Annotated in this window: 16 protein-coding genes; 3 read left to right on the top strand and 13 right to left on the bottom strand. The window is 45.0% G+C overall.

Features of this window, described 5'->3' with window-relative positions; translation table 11 throughout:
* Positions 1 to 91: 91 nt before the first annotated feature.
* The 5 genes from AC58QM_RS27280 to AC58QM_RS27300 all read right to left on the bottom strand — a co-directional run bounded on the left by AC58QM_RS27280 (position 92) and on the right by AC58QM_RS27300 (position 5,314).
* Positions 92 to 1,504 carry a HEAT repeat domain-containing protein gene (locus AC58QM_RS27280; protein ID WP_497287935.1) on the bottom strand — a complete coding sequence of 471 codons (1,413 nt, stop codon included), beginning with the start codon at positions 1,502 to 1,504 and terminating at the stop codon, positions 92 to 94.
* 202 nt (positions 1,505 to 1,706) lie between these two features.
* Complete coding sequence (trhA, locus tag AC58QM_RS27285; RefSeq protein WP_497287936.1) at positions 1,707 to 2,351, bottom strand: PAQR family membrane homeostasis protein TrhA; 645 nt, start codon at positions 2,349 to 2,351, stop codon at positions 1,707 to 1,709.
* Between the two features lie 416 nt (positions 2,352 to 2,767).
* The gene (locus tag AC58QM_RS27290) at positions 2,768 to 3,325 is read right to left on the bottom strand and encodes a hypothetical protein (RefSeq protein WP_497287937.1); all 558 of its coding nucleotides are present in this window, start codon (positions 3,323 to 3,325) and stop codon (positions 2,768 to 2,770) included.
* Between the two features lie 271 nt (positions 3,326 to 3,596).
* Positions 3,597 to 4,223, bottom strand: coding sequence for a glycerol-3-phosphate acyltransferase (locus AC58QM_RS27295; RefSeq protein ID WP_497287938.1), 627 nt, complete (start codon positions 4,221 to 4,223; stop codon positions 3,597 to 3,599).
* On the bottom strand, positions 4,220 to 5,314 hold the full coding sequence (locus tag AC58QM_RS27300; protein ID WP_497287939.1) for a glycosyltransferase: 1,095 nt from the start codon (positions 5,312 to 5,314) through the stop codon (positions 4,220 to 4,222). Before AC58QM_RS27300 ends, AC58QM_RS27295 begins: the two co-directional genes overlap by 4 nt.
* A 172-nt stretch (positions 5,315 to 5,486) precedes the next feature.
* On the opposite strand from AC58QM_RS27300, the gene AC58QM_RS27305 reads away from it, so the two are divergent.
* From AC58QM_RS27305 to AC58QM_RS27315, 3 genes are all read left to right on the top strand, one after another.
* The gene (locus AC58QM_RS27305) at positions 5,487 to 5,723 is read left to right on the top strand and encodes a hypothetical protein (RefSeq protein ID WP_497287940.1); all 237 of its coding nucleotides are present in this window, start codon (positions 5,487 to 5,489) and stop codon (positions 5,721 to 5,723) included.
* A 37-nt stretch (positions 5,724 to 5,760) separates the two neighbouring features.
* Positions 5,761 to 6,513 (top strand): hypothetical protein, encoded by a 753-nt coding sequence (locus AC58QM_RS27310; protein ID WP_497287941.1) that lies wholly within the window; start codon positions 5,761 to 5,763, stop codon positions 6,511 to 6,513.
* 172 nt (positions 6,514 to 6,685) lie between these two features.
* A complete protein-coding gene (locus AC58QM_RS27315) occupies positions 6,686 to 7,540 on the top strand; it encodes a helix-turn-helix transcriptional regulator (RefSeq protein ID WP_497287942.1) in 855 nt (284 codons plus the stop codon).
* 84 nt (positions 7,541 to 7,624) lie between these two features.
* On the opposite strand, the gene AC58QM_RS27320 is transcribed toward AC58QM_RS27315, so the two are convergent.
* The 8 genes from AC58QM_RS27320 to AC58QM_RS27355 all read right to left on the bottom strand — a co-directional run bounded on the left by AC58QM_RS27320 (position 7,625) and on the right by AC58QM_RS27355 (position 22,005).
* Positions 7,625 to 8,533 (bottom strand): phytanoyl-CoA dioxygenase family protein, encoded by a 909-nt coding sequence (locus tag AC58QM_RS27320; protein ID WP_497287943.1) that lies wholly within the window; start codon positions 8,531 to 8,533, stop codon positions 7,625 to 7,627.
* Positions 8,534 to 8,595: 62 nt separating this feature from the next.
* Positions 8,596 to 9,393 carry a response regulator transcription factor gene (locus tag AC58QM_RS27325; protein ID WP_497287944.1) on the bottom strand — a complete coding sequence of 266 codons (798 nt, stop codon included), beginning with the start codon at positions 9,391 to 9,393 and terminating at the stop codon, positions 8,596 to 8,598.
* A gap of 1 nt (position 9,394) precedes the next feature.
* A complete protein-coding gene (locus AC58QM_RS27330; RefSeq protein ID WP_497287945.1) occupies positions 9,395 to 11,176 on the bottom strand; it encodes a sensor histidine kinase in 1,782 nt (593 codons plus the stop codon).
* Between the two features lie 131 nt (positions 11,177 to 11,307).
* The gene (locus AC58QM_RS27335; protein WP_497287946.1) at positions 11,308 to 12,135 is read right to left on the bottom strand and encodes a carbohydrate ABC transporter permease; all 828 of its coding nucleotides are present in this window, start codon (positions 12,133 to 12,135) and stop codon (positions 11,308 to 11,310) included.
* A 4-nt stretch (positions 12,136 to 12,139) separates the two neighbouring features.
* The gene (locus AC58QM_RS27340; protein WP_497287947.1) at positions 12,140 to 13,009 is read right to left on the bottom strand and encodes a carbohydrate ABC transporter permease; all 870 of its coding nucleotides are present in this window, start codon (positions 13,007 to 13,009) and stop codon (positions 12,140 to 12,142) included.
* Between the two features lie 80 nt (positions 13,010 to 13,089).
* Positions 13,090 to 14,418 carry an ABC transporter substrate-binding protein gene (locus tag AC58QM_RS27345; protein ID WP_497287948.1) on the bottom strand — a complete coding sequence of 443 codons (1,329 nt, stop codon included), beginning with the start codon at positions 14,416 to 14,418 and terminating at the stop codon, positions 13,090 to 13,092.
* Positions 14,419 to 14,577: 159 nt separating this feature from the next.
* Positions 14,578 to 20,373: an S-layer homology domain-containing protein gene (locus AC58QM_RS27350; RefSeq protein WP_497287949.1), complete on the bottom strand. Its 5,796-nt coding sequence runs from the start codon at positions 20,371 to 20,373 to the stop codon at positions 14,578 to 14,580.
* A 120-nt stretch (positions 20,374 to 20,493) separates the two neighbouring features.
* Positions 20,494 to 22,005, bottom strand: a complete 1,512-nt coding sequence (locus AC58QM_RS27355; RefSeq protein WP_497287950.1) for a response regulator transcription factor — start codon at positions 22,003 to 22,005, stop codon at positions 20,494 to 20,496.
* Between the last annotated feature and the right edge of the window lie 23 nt (positions 22,006 to 22,028).

Below are 22,028 nucleotides of genomic sequence, written 5' to 3' on the forward strand. Positions count from 1 at the left end.
GGACGAGATGTAAAAACTACATAAAAAAAAGGATCTATCCCCTGTTATCCATGGGAATAGATCGCTTCTATTAAACCTTAGCCGCTTGCACTTACGGATAAAAGGCATTCTTCGCTGTCGTTGTCGGGCACCAGCGCGCGCCTAGCAAGAACTTAATGAGTGTATCCTTCGCACGCTCCGTTCCAACATAGCGCAAGGATTCCGCAGCATGTGCACGAACATAGCGGTTTTCGTCATCCAGCGCGACTGCCAACTGAGGAATGGCTGCCTCTGCATGAGCTCCTAAGCGGGACAAGGCTAAGCTGGACATAAATCGTACCTGTGCGCTTTCATCTTGCAGCGCATTAGCCAAACAGTCCACGACTTGAGCGTGTCCTTCTTCCATTAGTCCAAGAGCATCCACAACTGCGCAGCGAATCGTCTCTGATGGGTGCTGCATCAAGTTAACAAGTGCAGATACAGCCTCGCTTGCAAATCCTCTAAGTTCACCGAGTGCGAACACGGCGTGCGCGATGATCTCTTCGGAATTCTCTTCCTTTAAGGCTGCAACCAAGCCGCTAACAACTTCACTTCCCGCCACGGATAAACCATATGCAGCAATTCGCGATACATTTTTATCATCGCTACGAAGTGCTTGAAGCAATACGTCTACACCTGGCTGACCACTTGCCGCAAGCTCATAGGCTGCATTAATTGCATCTGGCTCAAAGTTACGTAACGCTGCTGCCAATTCCTTGATCCGATCTGGATCAGAATCAATTGTATTGGCGATACTTCCGACTTGTCCAGACAACCAATTCCACGTCTCTTCCCACATCAGATCATGCTCTGCAATCGGCAGTTGCAAGCCTTCCGGTTTGCGCCATCCACGCTCTTGATTGTTCCAGCTAGGTGAAAGTGGCAGCTCCGTGCGCATGAATTCGAACTTCAGCATATAGCGAGGTTGACCTAGCACGTTTGGCGTGGAACGGTGCCATATATCATAATGAATCAACGCGAAAGTCCCCGCTTCCCCATTAGCCAACACCTCAGCCTCTTGTTCATTGCCTTCAAAAGTACGAGATTCATAGTTTTGTGTACCTGGCAGGATGCCAGTCGGTCCTAATTCCACCGGTGTATCCTGTGGGAAATACATAATCATCGCCCATTGCGGGTGATGGTTGCGCATTCTTTTGTAACCCCAATAACTATCTTTATGCCAACCACCAGCTACGCTAGATGCATTGAAATGTCCATGGCGATGTGCATGCATCATATAGTTAGGTCCAAGTACACTAGTTAACGCACCTGTTACAACGGGATGATCAAATACCTTACCCAATTCACGTATACGTGGCAAAAGATTGTTGCCAGGATTGCCTTCTTCGGTATATACCGTGTTCAATTGCTCCACTAGACTTTCATGGAATTCACGAGGGAAATCTGTTTTGAGAATCAGGCAGCCGTTCGTAATAAATGTTCTCATTTGCTCATCAGTTAATAATAATGGTGTGTTGCTTTGCATGGTCTCTGCCTCCTTGGCATGTAAGGAATGAGTGGATCATGCTTTTATTATATGAATGTTAATGCGGACATTAAATAAACAATCTTAATCCGTGCTAGCACAAAATTAAGGTGTTATAATCCTTTAGTTCCTTTAAGGTCAGTTGATGAAGACTGACCAGCTAAGCCATCAGGAATTCAGAATTAAGCGAATCTGGCGTATCTTATAGAAGTGCGGGCATAACGTAGCTATACACAGCTATAAAGTGGAAAGCACTTCCAGCTAGCACAAAGAGATGCCAAATCGTATGGTGATAGCGTAATTTGTGCCAGAGGAAAAAAGGTACTCCTGCTATATAGCTCACCAATCCGAGTGCAAGCCAAATGAAGGCTATATGTGGCAGTCGTACATACAAAGGTATGATGCACAGCATCATGAACGCGGCCATGCCCATATAGACCAGTAGTCCCCATGGCATAAATCTTTGAATGATGACATGCACATATCGCACACCGCCAAAGGCTAGCGCCCAAATGACGATGAGTAGCTCCGTAGCAAGTCGGCTTTGGATAGTGATCAGCAGAAATGGCGTGTAAGAGCCTGCCATGGCAATGAAAATCGCGGCATGATCCAGCTTTTCGAAGCGTCTAGCCCACTTTGGGGAGCGAACACCATGCAGCAGTGTCGAGGCGACATAGAGTAGACAAAAGGAGGCACCGAAAACCACGTTGCTTGCTGTGTACAACCAATTCTCAAAAAGCGCAGACCGCTGCAGCAACAGTATCAGCCCATAGACGCTCAAACACACGCCAATCCCATGGCTGACCGTGTTTAAGCGTTCTTCTCTGCGTACAACTTGATCCTCCATGAGCCAAGACACCCCTTTCACATGTATGTCCTAGTTTTTCCCAAGGTGGGGGGCGCGTATGTATGTTTGTTTCATTTCCTGCGGGTGCTTCGCTGGCGCGGAGGAGAGAGATACTCGAATTTTTCGTGTATCTCCCCCGTTTTTCGCTCCGGCTACCGAGTTACTCGAATTTTTCGTGTATCTCCCCGTTTTTCGCTCCGGCGTAGCCGAGTTACTCGAAGTTTTCGTGTATCTCCACGCGTTTCTCTCCGGCGCGGCCGAGTTACTCGATTTTTCCGTGTATCTCCTCACTTTTCGCTCTCGCGCGGCCGAGTTACTCGAATTTTTCCGTGTATCTCCACGCTTTTCGCTCCGGCGCAGCCGAGTTACTCGAATTTTTCGAGTATCTCCATGCTTTTCGCTCTCGCGCGGCCGAGTTACTCGAATTTCCCGTGTATCAACGCCACCGCCTTTTCCGTCATCATAAATTTATGGCATCTACTCGCACTACCGCCAACTGCGTAAATGAATTGTTTCGATTCCAAATCACGTAATACTCTCCTGCACGTTTCTTTGGTTAACTGGAGCCAGCCACATACTTCTGCCAATCCAAAAGGCTTATTGGTAAGCAAAGAATACCTCAACACTTCCCTTTCATACACCGGCAGCTGGTGCAACCCCGCACCCTCCATAGTTCCGAATCGGCCCATCCATTCGTACAAATTCCGATGGCAGAATTCAGGTTTTTTCTCTAACTCATCTCGACTGTATGGGAAGTACGTGTACCCCAGCATTGCAACGGAACGTGCCCGCTCTCTTTCGAATGAGAACCGCTCTCTCGTGATTTTCTCGGCGTGGGTAATGAAACTGTCCTCCTCGAACACGATTCGCAGCTTGGGATGACACACATCCCCATATATCTTCACGCCTGACAAACTTAACATCTCAAATTCAAGTTCCAAACCTTCGAATGTCTTGAGAACAGGTAGCAGCACCGCCTCCAACAGCTTTTTCGTTCCCGTTAAATCTCATCGCAGCATCTCCAGTCTTTGACCTTCTGCATGCCGAATTTGCTCCAACCAAAAGTCTTCATACATCTTCTCAAACATACCGACCACCTCCTCCGAAAATAAAAACGCCGCCAGCTCCTACAAAGGGAGCTAACGGCGTGTGCTTCACGCTTTACACGATTGATATCTTCAACATATCAAATTCCTCGATAATTAGCAAAGCAATCCTATCAAAAGGTTGATATTCTGTGAAACGTCAATCTCCAGTCCCTTCTCCTCGCTTACTCTTTTTATGAAGCAAAGCAACCAACTCCTTATGATGCTTCAACATAATCAGCAGCGTATTTCCGCCCCAGACCCATAACAGCACTGCCGCCGCATCCCTCACATAGAGATACACGCCTAAGAGCAGCATCCCGATCACGACCTGCTGACCATCAGCTTCTGAGGAAATGGGCTTCCATTTGTTGATGACCTTCATTCCACCTAGCATGACTGCCAAAATAATAGCTAATGCAAGTGACACCTCAAACTGTGTCAACCCGCTCCAGACGCCGAAGGTGACAGCAATGGCTTTGCCCCCTTTTCCACGTAAGAATGGTGAAAACGCATGCCCAAAAATCGGTGCAAGCGCGATGGGAATCAATCCATACCCGGACATCCCGCCAACCTCAACGGCCAATAAAATGACTACATATCCTTTAGCAAAATCGAGTAGAATCCCGACAATCCCCAGCCGATACCCCGCTGCTTTCCACAAATTAAGCGCACCGGGGTTGCCGTCTCCAACGGTTTGAAGATTTTTCCGAGCCAAGCGACCCAGCCAATAGCTAAACATCAGCGCACCTGATACAAAAGCACAAAGCGTCCACAAGATGATCATTGCTCTCGCCTGCTTCCTACTTTAACTTGCCGCCCTTTCCAGGCTACATGCCCGAGAAACACGACCTGATACATCGAGTACAGCATGACCACAATGAAAAACAACGTCGATACAACGTGCAAAACAGGTGTGACAATGCCAAAAACACCAACGTATTTTACAAAATAAAAGAGCTGTGCCATGTACATGAGGTAGCCGATCAATAGCGGAATGCCCCATGAAGTTGTTAGGAAAAAGGGAAATGCTGAAGAAACAATTAGCCCGACTGCCCAAATGGCAGTTAGTGTAAGTGTACCTGCTTTGAGCTTAGACGTTCCTAAAACGGCGCCCTTGCCGAAGCCTTGGATCTGACTTTTCATCCCTTGAGGGTACATTCGAAATGAAACCAGTCCATAACCAATAAAATTATTGACCGGAATGCCTGCACGTGCATAAGAAGCGCCGAGATTCAGATCATCCAGCATTTCCGCCTTAATGCCTTCATGGCCTTTGATCGATTCATAATCTTCCCTAGTCGTCAAAATACAGGACCCATAGAGGCCCTTCTGTGTATTCTTTTTCTCAAAAGGTGAAGTAAATGCGAATACGCCGAGCACATTGAAAATGAGCGCCAGTCGCTCTCTGATATTCTCCGTATAATGGTAGGGTACAACGGACAGCACGCCGCCTAATTTATTTCGCGCATGTACCAAACATTCTAATGCTCGCGGAGCAAATCGGATATCTGCATCTAAAAAAGCAATGAGATCACCTGTCGCGTGAGAATAACCATTCCAGACTGCCCAGTTTTTGCCCGTCCACCCGTCTGGCAGCTTCGGATTCGAGATTACGGTAACACCGTATTGTTCGGCAATTTCCTTCGTATGATCATCCGAAAAATCGTCTACAACAATAATTTCATAAGGCACTAAGGTTTGAATCTTCAAGGCGTGAAGAAGGTGGGGTAGATTGTCCGCTTCATTCCTAGCTGGAATAATAATAGACAGCTTAACCTCACTGAGAGCTTGATCAGTACTGCGAGGTATCACATGTCTTCTGAAAATCAAGAAACCAGACAGACATCCTATGACACATAAGATTAGCAATGCCATCCTTCGAACTCCTCCTTCACATCCCAGTGTCGACGAATCCCGAACGATCCCTGTGATCGATCAGGACATACAGGCTATATAGATGTATATGAAAGATCAATCGCTCTTCATGCGAACAATTCACTCGGTATGTTATAATAATGCTTATCACCTTATTGGAGGCATCCTTATTATGAAAATTTATGTCATCCTCTCTTTTGATGGGGAAACACTTGAGAATGTTTATGTCGGTCCTGATGAGGAAAAAGCGCTTGCGTTCAAGCCTGCCGATTTTGAAAATTGCGATGCACTATTCGTGGAGATCTGGGAAGATGGGGAAAAAACCGATGATTTTCGCTTAGAGGAAGACGAGGACGAAGAATCGGAAGATGAAGATGAGAATGAGAATACAGAGGAAGAAGTGAAGTAGACCTTCCCTCTAGCTGATATAGAAAGGTTGATTACATATGGATTATGCGTTCGCGATTCAACCAGCTGCGTTTACTCGTTTTGACGAAGAGTCCGAGCTGATTGAACAATGCAAAGAATGGGGGTTAGTCTCCGAAAAAGCAACAAAAGCGAAAGCCTTCTTTTATAAAGGGAATAGTCTTAATGTGGCATGCCATATTGTGGGTCTCGTAGATCCCATGACGGCCGTCATTGAATTGGATACGAAGCAGCTGCATTGTATTCATCCCTCCTATTTGAAGGAAATGCAAGCTGCGAATTACAGCCAGCGTGGAGCAGCATTAGTAGATGACGCTTCTGCAGTGGACGAGCTTGAAACTGCTGAACCGGAAGAAAAACCGGCTAAAGCAACAAAAGCTGCTAAAGCAGAAGTAAGCGCGGCAGATGGACAAGCAGCTCCTGTTGAGAAAGCACCCGCTAAGGAAAAAACAAAAAAAGAGAAAGCGCCTAAACTGGAGCTTCCTGAAGAGAAAGTGAAAATGAAAGCAACGGTTACGGAGTTTACGACCGTACCGAACAATTTTTCGGATACCGATGATGAAGTGATTATCTATGAGGCCGTGTCCATCCTAGATCCAGCTTTGGAGATCGGCACAGCTTGGTCAAGTCACAGTGCAACACTGAAGAAGCTCGAACTTGCGATCGGCGACACGGTCACGTTCGAGTGCAAAATCGTTGCTAAGAAACTGAGCAAGCATCCTGTGCCTTACAAGATTAACAACCCCGGCAAGATGCAGAAGGTTACAGAGTAGGATTGATTTTGTAGCGCTTCACGCGCGCATCGGACGACTGACTCACAATAGCGCCCTAAATGGGCGCTTTTTTTTCGCCGTGATCGCTTTTCTAGCGATCTCCTGTTGCCAAAGGCACTCCGCAAACGCAACCTCACATGCTATAATAAGCATTGAGAAAGGTGCTGATCACATGGCTCCCAACCTGACAACCATGCAGCCGGCAGAAACGATCGGCATGCTTGCGGATTATCATTTCCCACCCTACATAACGTTAGCGCATATGTTCCATGCCCCACAGGGATGGGCGATACGTAATCGAGAGATGACGCAGTTCATTCTCCAATATGTCGTCGATGGTTTTGCTCACTATCCAGTTAACGACATTCCCTATGAGACGCGCCGCGGCGATCTTTTATTTCATCGTCCGAATGAACGCCATTCGATTATAAAAGAGGACCATAGTCCTTATGTGTGTATTTCTCTCGTGTTTCATTTTGGTACGTCGTCTTTCCCCTACGAGGAATTATTCAAACATAAGCATCTGCTCGGCAATTTCGCGGACCATCCAGTAGAAACGATGTTATCTCAGCTTGTTTCGCATTATCGCCAGCCAGGACTTGTGCATCAGATGCATTGCCAAAGCTTACTCATGCGCATTCTAGCCGAAGCCGCTCAAGCCATCGAGTCCGACACGACTCGCACCAAGACCGACTCCCTCACCATGCCCAAACTCGTCTTAATCAAAAACTATCTCACAGAGCACTACAGCCGAGAAATCCAAATTAAAGAATTGGAAGACGTATCTGGACTGAGCAAGAACTACATTTTGACCTTATTCCGGCAACATGTCGGCATGTCCCCTATGCAGTATTTGACTTGGATTCGCATCAACAAGGCGAAGGAGTTGGCTATACACAGCAGCTTATCCTTCAGTGAAATCGCTGATCGTGTCGGCTATTCGGATGTCCACACATTTGGCCGCATGTTCAAGAAAAAAACAGGGCAAAGTTTAACCCAGTTCTGTTCGAATTTGATTTATTCTTAGATCTTCAGCCGGGCCTGGCATTGAACACAACAAAAAGCTGTCCCCCCTAGATCTATCTACTTGGAGGAACAGCTTCATCTTTACTTAAGCACGCCAATAATCAGAATGCGCATATCGGTACGTCTTCGGCGCTTGCTTCTTCCCTATCGCGAATGCGCCTGTTGGCTGATAGTCATATGGTGTTTCTCCCGACGTATAGGGCGCTGCTTTGCGCTTTTCGATACACTCGACGAGCAAATGCTGCTTCAGCGATAGATACTCAAGTGTATGCGGCCCAAATTCCGCTTCAATCTCACCTGGACGGAACTCGTAATAGACCGTTCGGCGAAGTGCATTGCCGTCTCCCTCAGGTGAACCGTGGAGCAATTGAATATTGTGGAAAATGACATCTCCAGGATTCATGGGTACGGGTACCGCATCGCTGACATCGAAGCCTGGACGCCCGATACGTTCCTCTGCAACCTCAGCTGTCCAATGGTTCGAACCAGGAATAACCCACAAGCAGGACTTCATATCGGCTTCATCCATATAAAAATCAACATTGAAAATCGGTCGTGGATCTGAACAGCCCACAGGTACTGAAGCATCGCGATGCCAAGGCACGCTGGCCGCCTGATTCGGGATTTTGACAACTAAAGAATCCCAAGTAGGAATGAAGTTAATCCCTTGAATTTTCGCAACAGAACGTAAGATGAACGGATGAGCAAGCAACACCTTATTCGCCTCTTGCTTGTCGATAATATACTCTGTCCGCCAATATTTGCGTTCACCATTTTTCCTCACACGGTACATATAATCCTCATCACCGCTTCCAGCCATCCCAATCTCTACGGCCTTCATCGTTTGTTCCTGTAAGAGTCGAAGCTCTTCTCCGACCACTACATTACGAATGACAAGAAAACCATTATCCAGGAAAAATTGGGCTTGTTCACTCGTGATCTCCTCTTGCAATAAAGCATCAGCTTCAGGTATTTTAATCTCTTGTTGGCTCATACGTACAACCTCCTCAGAAATCTTTCATACCTTTACTTTACTGCAAGAAACATAGAAAATCTTTAGTCTAAACAGGCATTTTGGTTGCCAAAAGCACACTGTCCACTTTGATATTCCTTTGGTGTCATGCCGACTGACTTTTTAAACAACTTCGTAAAATAAACCGGATCCGAATAGCCCACAAGTGAGCCGACTTCATACATTTTCACATCCGGGTGATCCTCTAAAATATGCTTCGCTTTCACCATTCGCAAATCCGTGACGTAGTCCGTGATCGTCTTTTTCGTTTCTCTTTTAAACAATTTACACAAATAACTAGGATTCAGCCCTACTTTCGCAGAAAGCTCATTCAACTCAAAAGCTTGATTGAGATCCGACTCCAGCATGCGGATGACATCCGCAATAATTTGCTTCTTATGCACCTTAGGTTCAGCAGGCATGTGATCAGCGACTTCCTTTTCAGCTGTAACAGGCGCAACTAGGTGCTCTCCAACCCTTTTCAACACTTGAAATAGATCCTTTTTGTTCACTGGCTTCGACAAATATTCTTCCACTCCGAACCTAATCGCTTGACGGGCATACTCAAACTCATTAAAACCACTTAATAGAATAATGTGCGCATCCGGATATTCCGCTCTCGTTTTCTCAATCAGCTTCATTCCATCCATCATGGGCATTTTGATATCGGTGAGGAGTACCTTGCAATCCGCCTCTTCCCAGGCACTCATTTTATCTAAGGCTTGAATGCCATGTGCACATAATCCAATAATTTCAATAGGTAAATCCATCGCTTCAACCATCGCCTGCAGACCAAGTCGAATCCGCTGTTCGTCATCAACTATCAACATTTTCATCGTCATCTCATGCACTCTCCTTCCATGCCGCTAGAACGGGCAAGACAATAGTCACAGTTGTGCCAACCTCGATTTCACTGTCCACTCGCAAACCGAAAGGAGCACCATATTGCAAAATAATACGCTCATTCACGTTGGCAATCCCGATGTTAGAACGATTTTCTTGCTGCAAACCTAGCATTGCGTTTCGGATAATTCTCAGTTGCGCCTCTTCCATTCCGCACCCATTATCACTAACCGTGAAATAGATAGCCTGTTTATCCTCGTAGGAACTAATCGTGATGAGGCAATCCTCTTCTTTCATTTCAAAACCATGTAAAATCGCATTCTCCACAATCGGCTGAAATAAGAGCTTAATAACGGGGTAGTTAAGATGTGCCTGGCTAATGTTCATAGCAAGCTGTATGTCCTTTGAAAATCGAAAGTTTTGGAGCGCCAAATATTTCTCTAAATGATCTAACTCCTTATTTATCGTCACCTGATCCGTTCCTCGCAATATGCCATACCGCAGCAGTTCACCCAAATTGTAGGTCATTTCCGAAATCTCATAATCTCGCTTTACTTCAGCCGTCATGCGTATGACTTCCAACGTATTATAGATGAAATGAGGATTAATTTGATGCTGCAGCGACCTCAGTTCTGCCTCTCTTTTACGATTCTGCGTCTGATAGACTTCTTCCACCAACTCATTAATTCTTCTAATCATATTATTAAAATGCTTCGCTAGTATGCCAAATTCGTCAGAGTACTTGACGGGGATTTGCACATCCAAATTCTCCTTATTCACCTGCTTCATCGTCCGCATCAGCGTCCTCAGCGGCCGCGTCAACGCAATTGCAATAATGGCGGAAGTCACTAGGGCGACGGTGATCGATAGTAAAACGAGAATCATCGTGAAATCCCGTGTCACCCTCGTTTCCTCTGTTAAATGATCCACTGGAATGAGAACGATTTGCTTCCAGCCCGTTACTTCAGAGGTCGTATAGGAGGTCAAATATGTCTTCCCTTCGATCGTCACCTTAAAGCTTCCTTGAGCTCCGACTGCTTTCTGCACCACTTCATTGCTAGCTACGTTCGTTGAAATCCATTTCTGTTCACTGTCGTAGATGACTGTATTCTGATCATCGAGAACCATCGTCCTGCCTGTCGTTACCGCATCCAACTCACGTACGGCATCCGCAATAACTTGAATTCTGGAATCAAAGATGATCATCCCAATTCCTTCCAGGGAATTCGTATTCTTCAATTCTCGCGCGATCGAAAAGTAATATTTGTCGGTATGACCCACGGTTATTTTCTGAGTTGAGATCACGATAGAGGAGCCCTGTGCATTACGCACCTGTTGTCGTAAATCTACGGCCTGCTGCCGAATATCGGCCCGAATCGTATCATTTTTGGTACTGTCGTACATGTTGCCATAATTATCAAAGATGTACACAGACTCCGTATCATTCTTCAAGCTATTCAAACCTTTGACGAAGTTCTGGAGGCGGTTATTCTCTTCGACCGTTTTATTGGGATTGGCAAGCGACTCCTGAATATCCTGCATATAAATTTGACTACCCGTCACACGCTTAATATCAGATACGTACTGGTCAACCCGCTCCAAAATTTTTTGCGAAATTTGGTTCACGTAGAGGGCCGTGTTCGTCTCAATAGACTTAGAATAACTAGAATAGGAGATCATCGAGATCGCAACAATCGGCACCGTGATCAAAATAACAAAAACCGTAATCAGCTTTTGAGTAAGTGATAGTCTTATAATCCAATGCCATATATCGCTTAACACAACAGGTTCCCCCCAGCTATCCAACAGAAATGCAAGCCCTTTCTTTTATAAAGCCAAGAAAACCCATGGCTCCTTAGCAAGGGCCTTGGGTTACTATTTCGACTTACGCATTGCCGTGTCCTGCAAACTTATTATTTCACAGAACCGTTCGTAATCCCCGAGAAGATGTACCGTTGTAAAAATAAATACAGAACGACGGTTGGGAGTAATATGATCAAAATTGCCGCACATATTAATTGCCACTCGGCGCTATTCGTTCCTGTGAATTTCATCAAAGTCGTAGAAACAACGCCTAATTTTTGCGAAGGCATATACAAATATGGCGTATACATATCGTTATAAATAGAGATCGTTTTCAAAATAATGACCGTTGAAATGGCAGGTGTTAAAAGCGGGATGATGATACGATAGAAGATACCGTACAAGGATAATCCTTCAATCATGGCATTCTCATCAAGTTCATACGGGATATTCCGAATAAACTGAAGAAGAATATAAATTTGAACGACGTCCGCACCGATGTACAAGAGCACTGGGGCGAAATGTGTATTGAATAAACCCAACCATTTGATAATGGAGAAAATCGCTACCTGTGTCGTGATAACTGGAATAATCGCTGCTCCGGTATAAAGTCCCAGAATAAGAAATCGGCCTGGAAATTTAAATCGCCCAAGCACGTAAGCAACCATCGTCCCCATGACGATATTCCCGATCAGGGATAAGCTAATCACAATGCTCGTATTCAAAAATGCTTGCCCTAGATTCCCTCGCTCAAATACGATGCGGAAATTCTCGAAATAAAGAAAGGAGTTCGGCAGTGAAAACGCGCTGGACAAGCCGTATTCCTTACTTCCCTTAAACGCATTGACACACAAAATATACAACGGGAAAAAGATAATTAAACTTGCGAAGGACAAAAGCGTATATTTCAATGTCGTTGTCATCGGTCTGGCTTTCATGCTGTCACTCCTCCTTTCCTCCAACAATTCTCCGTTGTGCAGATACTACGACGATGACAACGATCATCAATAGAACACTCATCGCTGAAGCGAGTCCAAAGTTGTTATATTGGAACGCGGTCTCCACTGTTTGCTGAACATACGTTTTGCTTGCGGCCAAGGGGCCACCTTTGGTTAGGACGAAAGGAAGGTCAAATACCTCCAAAGCCCCAATCACAGTCAGAAACAGATTAAGCTCGATAATTTTCCTCATACCAGGTAATGTAATGTAGCGAAGTACTTGCCATCTTCGTGCACCGTCTATTTTAGCTGCTTCATAGAGATCTTCAGGCAATGACTGCAGAGCCCCTAAGTAGACCACCATATTAAATCCCATAAATTTCCACGCGCTGATCGAAGCCAGAGAAATATTGACAAGACCAGGCTTACCTAACCAAGAAATAGGTTCCATACCAAACAAACTTAAGAAATAATTTAAGGAACCCGTATTGGTATCAAAAACATAGCCAAACATAAACGCTACAGCGACCCCATTCATAATGTAGGGAAGAAATAATACCGTACGAAATACGTTTCGCCCCTTTAACTTACTGTTCAACAGGACAGCGAAGAAAAAGGCAACTACATTCTGCAGAATGCCGCCAACGAAGTAAGCAACATTATGGAGGAAAATATAGAAAACCTCCGTATTCCCCATGATTTCTTGATAATTACGGAATCCAACCCAAGTTTTGACCGGAGTTAAACCATCCCATGACGTAAAGCTTAAATAAATGAGCCTCAAGGCCGGATAGTAAGTAAATGTCAGCAACAGCACAAGTGGCACGATTAGGAAGGATACGATCAATGTGATTTTTTGTTGTTGGTAGCTCATCTCCATACCTCATTGCTTGTTAATTTGAAAAGAAAGGCCGAATGCTTCCCAAGTCCCATTCAGCCCTCCTATGTCTTCTCCTATTTGCCTAGCGCTTTCTTCGCTTCTACCCATTTTTTATTGTATTTATCAAATACTTTGGCCACATCCGTTACAGCAACCTCTTGTGCAATATCATTTAGATCGATTTGGGCTTTGTTTTGGATCGCCATTGCGTCACTATTATCGGCTGCGATTTCAACGAAATTCAAATCTTTTGTTGCTAGGAAGTCTGACAATTGCGTCACAGAGGACTTCTTATCTTTTAAGGACGGAATGAAGCCAGCGAAATCATCGTAACCAGATTCCTCAATGAGCCATTTTACGAAGGCTTTTGCCGTTTTCAGATTTTTGCTATTTTTACTAACCGCATAGAAATAGTCTGGTGTCATTAACGTTGTCAGTTTACCTGAGTTATCGAATGGCATTGGGAAGAATCCTACGTTCGCGCTTTCAGTCCCATTTTCAATCACTTGCGGGATAACCCAGTTAGGCAGCAGGTACATCGCCATTTTACCGGAGGCTACATCTTTCTTGGACTGCTCCCAGTTGGATGAGTTGATGTCTTTCTCTGCGTAACCCTTGCTGATCATCGTTTTGAGGATGCCTAAGGACTTGGCGAAAGCACCATTCGGGTCAAAAGCGTTCTCTTGCTTGATGCGATCATTCCAGAAGTTCGGATTACCCGACATAGCTACTGCTACGTGCTGCCATGTGTAGAGTGGCCATTTGTCTTTGTAGTTAGTTGCAAGAGGAACAATTCCCTTCGCTTTCAGCTTCTCAGATGCCGCATAGAATTCATCTAATGTCTTCGGAAGCGCTGTGATCCCAGCGTCAGCGAATGCTTTTTTGTTGTAAACGATTCCTGTCGTGGAACCGCCAGTTACGAGACCATAAGTGCCGCCATTTGCTGTCTTGTAGTCTTTAAAACGAATTTTATCATTCAGGCCAAGATCGTCCAGCGGGGCAAAATAATCAGGGAGCTGTGTATTCGGAATGTTCGGAATCAAAACAACATCGGGCACTTCCGCTGTAGCCAAGCGTAATTTGATAGCGGCTTCATAATCCTTCAGCGCTTCAAATTCCACGTCGGCATTCGGGTATTTCTTCTTGAACGCTGCTTTGTATTCTTTCAGCTTCGTATCAATTAAGTCTGTACGGTTCGTTGCGAACACGATCTTACCTTTAATATCATCATTCGGATTCGCTGCTTTGGGAGCTTCTGTCGCTGCAGCTGGAGTAGCCGCTGCCGTCGTAGCTTTAGCTTCAGGTGATGGGCTAGCTGTTGTCGTTGTTGATTCCGATCCACATGCTGCGAGTAAAGTGGCAAGTAAACAAATTGATGTTGTGGCTACTAATGTCTTCTTCATCTTATTTCCCCCAATGAACTAGTTTGTGTAGCGCTTACATTTAAATTATAAAACGTCCTTGTCTGGAGTAAAATGGCACGCATTTGTTTTTCCTTGTACTGTATTTCCACTTTTCAGCGGAAAAGAGGTAAAATATGGGGGCCGTAGCCCCCATTACACTCATTTTACAATATCGAGCTTATGCAGCAAGTTATAGAAGACAATGGCAGCTTCCGCACGCGTTGCAACAGCTTGAGGTCGGTAGGTTCCGTCCGGATTACCGCTTAACAAGCCTGCAGCTGTCGCTAGACGAATGGCTTCCTCTGCCCAAGAGGATATCGTTGCAGCATCTGTGAATGAAAGTGTTTCAGAGGGTTTCACAGTTTGAGACAGCTTCGTTAAGGCCAGCGCTCGGCTGAGCATGACAGCCATCTGCTCTCTTGTGATGGTCGCATTCGGCTGGAAACTATGGTCTTCGAAGCCGTCTACCAAACCTAACTCACTTGCAGCATGGATCACGGAGGCGTACCAGTCTTGTGGAGCTACGTCACTGAATTTAGCTTGTGCGGCTTTTGACGGTACGATGCCCAAGGCTTTTACTAGCATCGTGGTAAACTCTGCGCGTGTCACTGCACGATCTGGTGTGAACGTGGTTTCCGTCACGCCGGTCAACAGCAGCTTGGAAGCTAAGGTTTCAATCACAGACTGAGCCCAATGTGTAAGCGGAACATCTGTGAAATGAGCCTGATGAGAGACAATTGCATACACGCTATTGCCGTTTCGACGGATCTTTGCCTCTTGAACACCATCCTGTGTTTGGAAAGACGCTGGAACGAACATCAGCGAGCCTGTTCTTTCGTCGTACACCACAACTGTAGCTGTACGCTGATCGACGGTGGCATCCGTAATCATGCTTCGATTGACGAACAGAGAGCCAAAATTATCAATCTCGGTTTGTTTGCCTCCACTGGACACCTGAAGGCGGAAAGAAACTGGCGTACCGATCAGTGTTACTCCCTGCTTCTCAGCATCTTTGCGAACTTGCTCAGTTTGCTCTGGTGAGACAGGTGTGACGGCAATGTGCAAAGCAGAATCCTCAGTATCTGTACCCAACGCTTTACGTACTGCGGGATTCAAAAGGATGTGTAAAGGAATCTCATACGAACCTACATTACTCTTAAGTAGGATTACCGTATTAGCAAGCTCCTCTGGATTCGCTGTGAGTGCTTTCGACAAGAGCGCGCTCGGTATTACGACTTCATCAATGTCCGAAGCGCTGTAGGTTAACACAAGTGGTGTCCCTTGCTCTTTCTTCAATAGAAGCTCCAATGCTTTCTTCATATCCTCTTCTTGGATGATGGCTTGACGAACGTCTTTTCCTTTGTTATCAGTGACCGTCTGGCGTTTGAATGCCTCGTTCGTGAATTCCACTTGATTTTCCTTTTCAACTACACTTGGTGCAGGCATGGAACCACCGGATGATGGTTGATCTACTGTGTCAACTGGATCTACAGGATTTGGTTCCTCCCCTGCCTTATAAACCTTAATGGAATCGAAGTACAGTGTTCCTTGAGTAGGAGTGCCTTTTGTTTCTTGATTCACATAAATCGAAAATTCTTTTACCGCGTCAAGATCAATAACATCATCACCACTACTCCAAGATGCTTTCGTAAACAGATTAAATGGCAACTTCCATACACCTGAATTGTCATTATCTAACATAATATTGGATTCCCATCCAGTACCATCTGACTCTAAGAATTGAATAACCAATCGATTATTGGAGGCATCCTTTTTCAACCATACATAGATGCCATCATACTCGCGCCAATCCAAACTACCTAGTTGTTTGTTTACGCCGGCAAAGTTAGACGATTTGAAGTCATAGACATACTTACCTCCAGCTGGACCTGCTTCCTTGTAATCACTAACTGGTGTCAACTTGACGTCTCCCCCCCAAGGGTTCGTCGTGTAAGTACCGCCTGACACAAGTTCACCGCCGCCATAATAATCAAAATCATCAATCGTTGGGACTTGATCAACTGCAATTGAATCGATGTAAATGATATTCGACCCTGCTTGCCCTGACCCTTTGTTAACAAAAATGGCATAGGATTCAATTGCTGCACGATTGAGCTTGCCATCACCTTTTGACCATTGTTTATTTCGAGCAAACCCACCAAAAGGAATTTTGACAACACTTCCATTCGTAGAAGACATCGTCGTTTGTGCTTCCCAAATGTCGCCATCATTTTCGGTCAGTTGGAACGTCAGACCGTGTCCTGCTTGACTTGATTGCAACCAAAAGGAAAGAGCATTACCACCGCTGGATATGTTGAGATCACCGAGTGTGCGCTTGACTCCCGCATAGCCCTTCTCATCTGTCAACGTGTAGTTAAGTTTAAGCGCATGTTTCCCCGCTTGCTTCGTTCCATTCTCAAGTGAGGCTGTAATATCGTCTCCCCACGGATCTTTCACATAGTCTTTCAACACCTGTGCATCACTTGAATAGAAGTCAAAGTTATCAATTTCACGAAGTGAAACAGCTTGAATATCATCTACATACAGCGTACCAGCCCCATTGCCAATGGAACCTTTGTCTACATAAATGGAGAACTCCTTAATGGATGCGAGTTCAAGTATGCCATTCGTGGGCACATTCTGATAACCTGCCAAATGAAAAGCGCTTAAAGGAATCTGAATAACGGTTGATTCCGTATTTTCTAAAAACAATTTGGCTTCCCAATACTCGCCACTGGCATCCTTTAATTGAATCGTAACACCGCGTCCAGCTTCCCCTGCCTTCAGCCATAGCTGGATACCGTTGTTGGCCGACCAATCTGCTCCTCCGATGGATTTGGTTACACCCGCGTATCCTTTCGCAGCAGTCAGATCAAAGGCAAGCTTGAGGCCATATGCCCCCGATTGCTTTGTCTCACCATCGAGAGTTGCCGTTATGGCATCCCCACTCGTATTGCGATTATATTGAGCTTGCAGTTTCGTATTATCTGAACCATAGTCCTCGTAATTGTCTACAACAGGTGATTTATACAATTGGAAATCATCCAAGTAGATTGAGCGTGGAACGTTGGCTGCTCCATCGATGTTGATACTAAATGTCGTAATAGACGAAAGATCTACGACGTTGTTCCCTATACCTTGATGGGAGTTTTTCCACCAGTCAGGGACATAAAATTGGCTGAAAGGTAACTTAATTAACTGCGGTTCACTGCCAGATACCCCAATATCTTTTTTCCAAACCTCACCTTTCGTATCGCTTCCTTCATTGAACTGAATAGATATTCCTGTGTAAGCATCGGCAGGCTGTACCCAGAAAGAGATACCGCTGCTGCCCAACCAATTCGTATTTGTAATCTGCTTCTCCATGCCTCCCCAGCCTTTACTCAGCGATGAGGTCAATTTCAAGCTGTAATTTCCTTCGGATTTATGATCGTTGTCCAAACTTAATTGGAGTGGTGAACCGGATGTATTCACGGAATAAGCACTTTTGAGCATGTTATCAGAACCTGTATAACTCTCAAAGTTCTCAATGATATCACTTTTTACATTAGAAGGTGGCTCTAACTTTTCTGAACCTACACCAATTTGGATGCGGCCTACTTGTGGACTCCAATATTCGGAAGCGAAGTTCGCTGGAATAACGGGGAACACAACCTTCAAATATTTCGTTCCAACTGGCAAAGTGTAGGCAGTGTAGACCATTCGGCTCCACCAACCCTCGCCTGGCACCTCATCTACTTGAACTTGGTTAACATTCGTGTAATGCTCGCCATCTGGCGATGTTAAAATGGTGAAATTGGGAAGTCGGTACTTACTTGGTTCTTGTCGAGCAAAGCTCGTCATGACGAAATAATTCATATCCCCTGCCGTTTTGTACACGAAAGATTCTGCTGTATTAGCTGTTCGTACGAGTCGTTTCAAATCGTTGCCAAAATACGCGCCACCCGACTCGAAGCCTAAATTAGGCGAGTGATCTGCCATTTTCAGCATATTATTCATTTCGTCTGTCAGTACACCATTTGTAATCGCTACGCTAGAAATCGCATCTTTATAGATGAGTTCTTCGCCACTGGTATGGTTGTATACGATCTCAATATCGCCTAACTGAGAATCTCCATCCCCACCTGGGAAGGTAACTTTAAAGTACTTCGCAGACACTGGCAGCGTATTCGTGCTATACACAATTCGACGCCACTCACCACCGCCAACTTCGGATTTGTCTACCTGAAGTTCTGTGTAGTTGGTTCCATCTGCAGAAATCCAGAACTTGAATTCATTATTTGGATGATTCGAATTCCGGTATACAGTCGTCTTTAATGACAAAGCTCGCAACGCACTCGAATTCGTTGGTGTCGAAGGAAGCGCGTACGCAACGAATTGATCAACCGCATTCGGCTGCAATTTAAGTCGGTAATGATCTCCTCCGAATAAAGCTGGATCCAGATCATCTGTAGTGAATTTCAAATCAGTTGAGAATTGATACATTTTGCTATAATCGATGAGTTCATCCTGAATGGCATGCTTGGCGATGACTGGACCTACGACCGGTGAATACGTGGATTCACCCACGGTATTTCGAGCTTTCGTTCGATAGAAGTAAGTAGCTCCTGTCACTGAGGTCATATCGTCAAATAAATCAGTTTTGTAATTGTCGTAAACCTGAGCGCCGACAATATCCCAAGGTCCATTCTCGTACACTGAACGCTGAACCGTATAAGATGTTGCACCTGTTGAGCCTTTCCAACCAATTCGAGAAACGGTGTCTATCGGCAGCATCACAGGTGCCTTTGGAACAGGTAGAGTTGGCTTCGTGGCTATTCCGCGAATTTCATACGCTTTATCACGAAGGATATTTAGCACTGACATCTCTTCAAAGCCTTGCTCTCCTGCCGGAAATCCTGGCCACTTGTATGCCTCATAAAATGTACCGCCATAAGTCCCTTCTGTATGACGGAAGAAGCCCCCATCCTCACTGTGATACCGCAGGCTCCAGATTAAAGCACCACTGGTACCGTTTTCAACAACATTTTCTAAAAATGGCTCTAACTCCGTCTTAGGAATAAAGCCGAACTCGCCCACATAAAAAGGCTTTTTGCCTCTCGCCGTACCAATATCCAGATTAACTTGAGAAGCAAAACTTGCGTAATGGTTTGGATAATAGTGATTGCTTACGATATCAATCGGGGAACTTTCCTCTAACGAGGCAGAATCAATCCCATATTTGCCGTCAATGAGGAGGTGATTCGTATCAATCCCCTTAATGTGATTCCCCATTTCCATCGTCCATGTCGAGCTAGAAGGTGTCAATTCATTTCCCGTTTCCCACGCAAGGATGGCAGGATCATTCTTGTACAGTACGTTTGTTATCGTATTTCTACGATTCAATACATACGAGATCGTGTCTTTAAAATCTTGTTTAATCGTCGGATCTGTCCAGAACGCTTCCTTGTTCTTATCGTAGAACCCCGCGTATTCGCCAATTCCGCCCCACCACTCATATTGATCAACAAATGGGATGATAAGACGTATCCCATACTCGTTGGCAAGGGCAAGTGCACGGTCTAACGCAACAAATGCTTCCTCATTGAATAGTCTTGGTCCCATCACATGGCGTATCATGCCTAGATAATCGGTTTTCTTTTTAACAGAAAGGACATACGTTCTTGTTGCTGTCGCTCCCATTTGCTTCAAAGCTTCAAAAGCATCTCGCTGCTCCCATTCTGTGGGTACTTGCCAATAGCCATCTTCAACCATCGTCAATGTTGGTACATTCGCCCCAATAAAGCGAAATTCATTGGTGCCATCCATCAATTTATCACCAGATCGGGTAATAAAGTGGTTCAGCACGGTGTTTGTTTCCGCTTTCATTTCTGGAATGCCTACAAACCCGCTCATGAGTATAGACACCACCAGCATCGCAACTACAAGCTTCGCACACATGCTTTTCAACTGCATAACGTTATCCCCCTCGCATCCAACATTTTGTATCATTTTAATTATAGGAGGGATATGTGGCAGTTGAAATGTACTGGCTTGGCATTTTATTGGACTCTATTGTCCTCCCATCCATTTCCGTTAATTGGGTAATTGTATGATTTGTGTTTGTTCCCTGTACATGCGAGGCGTGGTGCCTACGACCTTTTTGAAAAGACGATTGAAATAAGCAGCATCGGGATAGCCAACGGCTTGCCCAACTTCATACGTTTTCATTTCCAACTGGTTAAGGAGCAGCTCCTTGGCTTTCGTAACTCGAAGATCGATCATGTATTCGGTGATCGTCATTCCGGTTTCTTTGCGAAAGAGAAAACTAACATAGTTAGCTGTTAAATACACTTGACTCGCCAATTCAGACAATTCAATCTCACGATTGTAGGTTTGTTCGATGATCTTTTTTACTGTGCTCACCACTTTACGTTCATAGGCGCTGGGCTCCAGTTCCATATCCCCTAACATCCGATCCATTCTGTCAAAAATATCATGAAAGACATCCTGCAAAACCGCATGCTCGCATAGCTGAAGTTCAAGCTCGTTCGCGTCAGGTTGAGGATGAAGCAACCGATTGGTCGCATCCGAAATACGCATTCGCAGCTGATACAATAAGTAGCCGAGTACACGGCACAAATCAGACCAATGAATCTGAATGCGACTTGCTCTTAGATAAAGTTGATCTTTTAATTTATTCAGTTCCTGACGGTCCATCCACTTCGAAGAATTCTGCAACATAGAATCGATCAGAGATACCATCATTGTAATTTCAGAGCGATGGTAATTAGCTTCTAAATAAGGAATGATATGATCTTTACCTCCGTTATGCCACTGCAAACAATAGGCAGAAATCGCTTCCAAGTATCCTCTTGGCCAGTCTTCGAAGCGCGAAATGACGGACGATATGCCTCGGATATCAGTCTCATCTTCCCCTATATTTTGTGCTAACGCTTCGATATCTCCTACGCCAAATACGATGTACAGATGCAGATTAGGTGTTAGTGTGCAAGCAATCATTTCAGGCAGGGATGTGCCCATAAGTGACCTCTGTGAAATGGTTGAGGTTATGGTGTGTTTAGCTTTGCCCACGACAAATACACAAGGTATGGCACATCCGCTAAAGGTCGAAAACGATTCCCAGAGCACCTCTAGTTGATCGATCTTCATCTCGCCTGCTAAATAGCTTTTTAACAACAAATCTGTTGTGTGCCCCTTGCGTATTCGCTCTTGCATTCTTTGATTTATTAGCTTCTGAAGTACTTGGTGAAGCTCCTTCTTATTCACGGGTTTGACTAAATAATCACTGACTCCTGACCGCAGCGCATGACGCACATAATCAAATTGATTGTAACCACTCAAGATAATGATGCTGGTTTCTGGATACGTGAGTCGGACATACTCTGCAAGCTCGAACCCGTCCATCCTTGGCATTGAGATATCTGTAATGATGACATCTACGGCTTGTTTGCTTAGAAACTGAACCGCCTCCAAGCCATTTGCGAACGAACCCATCACACTGACATGAAGTTCCATTTGCTCTATCATGCTTACGATGCCCAATCGAATTGCCTTCTCATCTTCAACAACCATGATGCGGATCATGTTCATCCCACCCTTGAGGGCAT

The sequence above is a fragment of the Paenibacillus sp. J22P165 genome (genome assembly GCF_059692015.1).

What these genes read in the sequence shown, in the direction of transcription:
- AC58QM_RS27340 (WP_497287947.1), bottom strand. Translation starts at nt 13,009, where the DNA reads ATGAGCTACCAACAACAAAAAATCACATTGATCGTATCCTTCCTAATC.
- trhA (WP_497287936.1), bottom strand. Translation starts at nt 2,351, where the DNA reads ATGGAGGATCAAGTTGTACGCAGAGAAGAACGCTTAAACACGGTCAGC.
- AC58QM_RS27350 (WP_497287949.1), bottom strand. Translation starts at nt 20,373, where the DNA reads ATGCAGTTGAAAAGCATGTGTGCGAAGCTTGTAGTTGCGATGCTGGTG.
- AC58QM_RS27315 (WP_497287942.1), top strand. Translation starts at nt 6,686, where the DNA reads ATGGCTCCCAACCTGACAACCATGCAGCCGGCAGAAACGATCGGCATG.
- AC58QM_RS27325 (WP_497287944.1), bottom strand. Translation starts at nt 9,393, where the DNA reads ATGACGATGAAAATGTTGATAGTTGATGACGAACAGCGGATTCGACTT.
- AC58QM_RS27335 (WP_497287946.1), bottom strand. Translation starts at nt 12,135, where the DNA reads ATGAAAGCCAGACCGATGACAACGACATTGAAATATACGCTTTTGTCC.
- AC58QM_RS27280 (WP_497287935.1), bottom strand. Translation starts at nt 1,504, where the DNA reads ATGCAAAGCAACACACCATTATTATTAACTGATGAGCAAATGAGAACA.
- AC58QM_RS27295 (WP_497287938.1), bottom strand. Translation starts at nt 4,223, where the DNA reads ATGATCATCTTGTGGACGCTTTGTGCTTTTGTATCAGGTGCGCTGATG.
- AC58QM_RS27345 (WP_497287948.1), bottom strand. Translation starts at nt 14,418, where the DNA reads ATGAAGAAGACATTAGTAGCCACAACATCAATTTGTTTACTTGCCACT.
- AC58QM_RS27355 (WP_497287950.1), bottom strand. Translation starts at nt 22,005, where the DNA reads ATGATCCGCATCATGGTTGTTGAAGATGAGAAGGCAATTCGATTGGGC.
- AC58QM_RS27300 (WP_497287939.1), bottom strand. Translation starts at nt 5,314, where the DNA reads ATGGCATTGCTAATCTTATGTGTCATAGGATGTCTGTCTGGTTTCTTG.
- AC58QM_RS27305 (WP_497287940.1), top strand. Translation starts at nt 5,487, where the DNA reads ATGAAAATTTATGTCATCCTCTCTTTTGATGGGGAAACACTTGAGAAT.
- AC58QM_RS27310 (WP_497287941.1), top strand. Translation starts at nt 5,761, where the DNA reads ATGGATTATGCGTTCGCGATTCAACCAGCTGCGTTTACTCGTTTTGAC.
- AC58QM_RS27320 (WP_497287943.1), bottom strand. Translation starts at nt 8,533, where the DNA reads ATGAGCCAACAAGAGATTAAAATACCTGAAGCTGATGCTTTATTGCAA.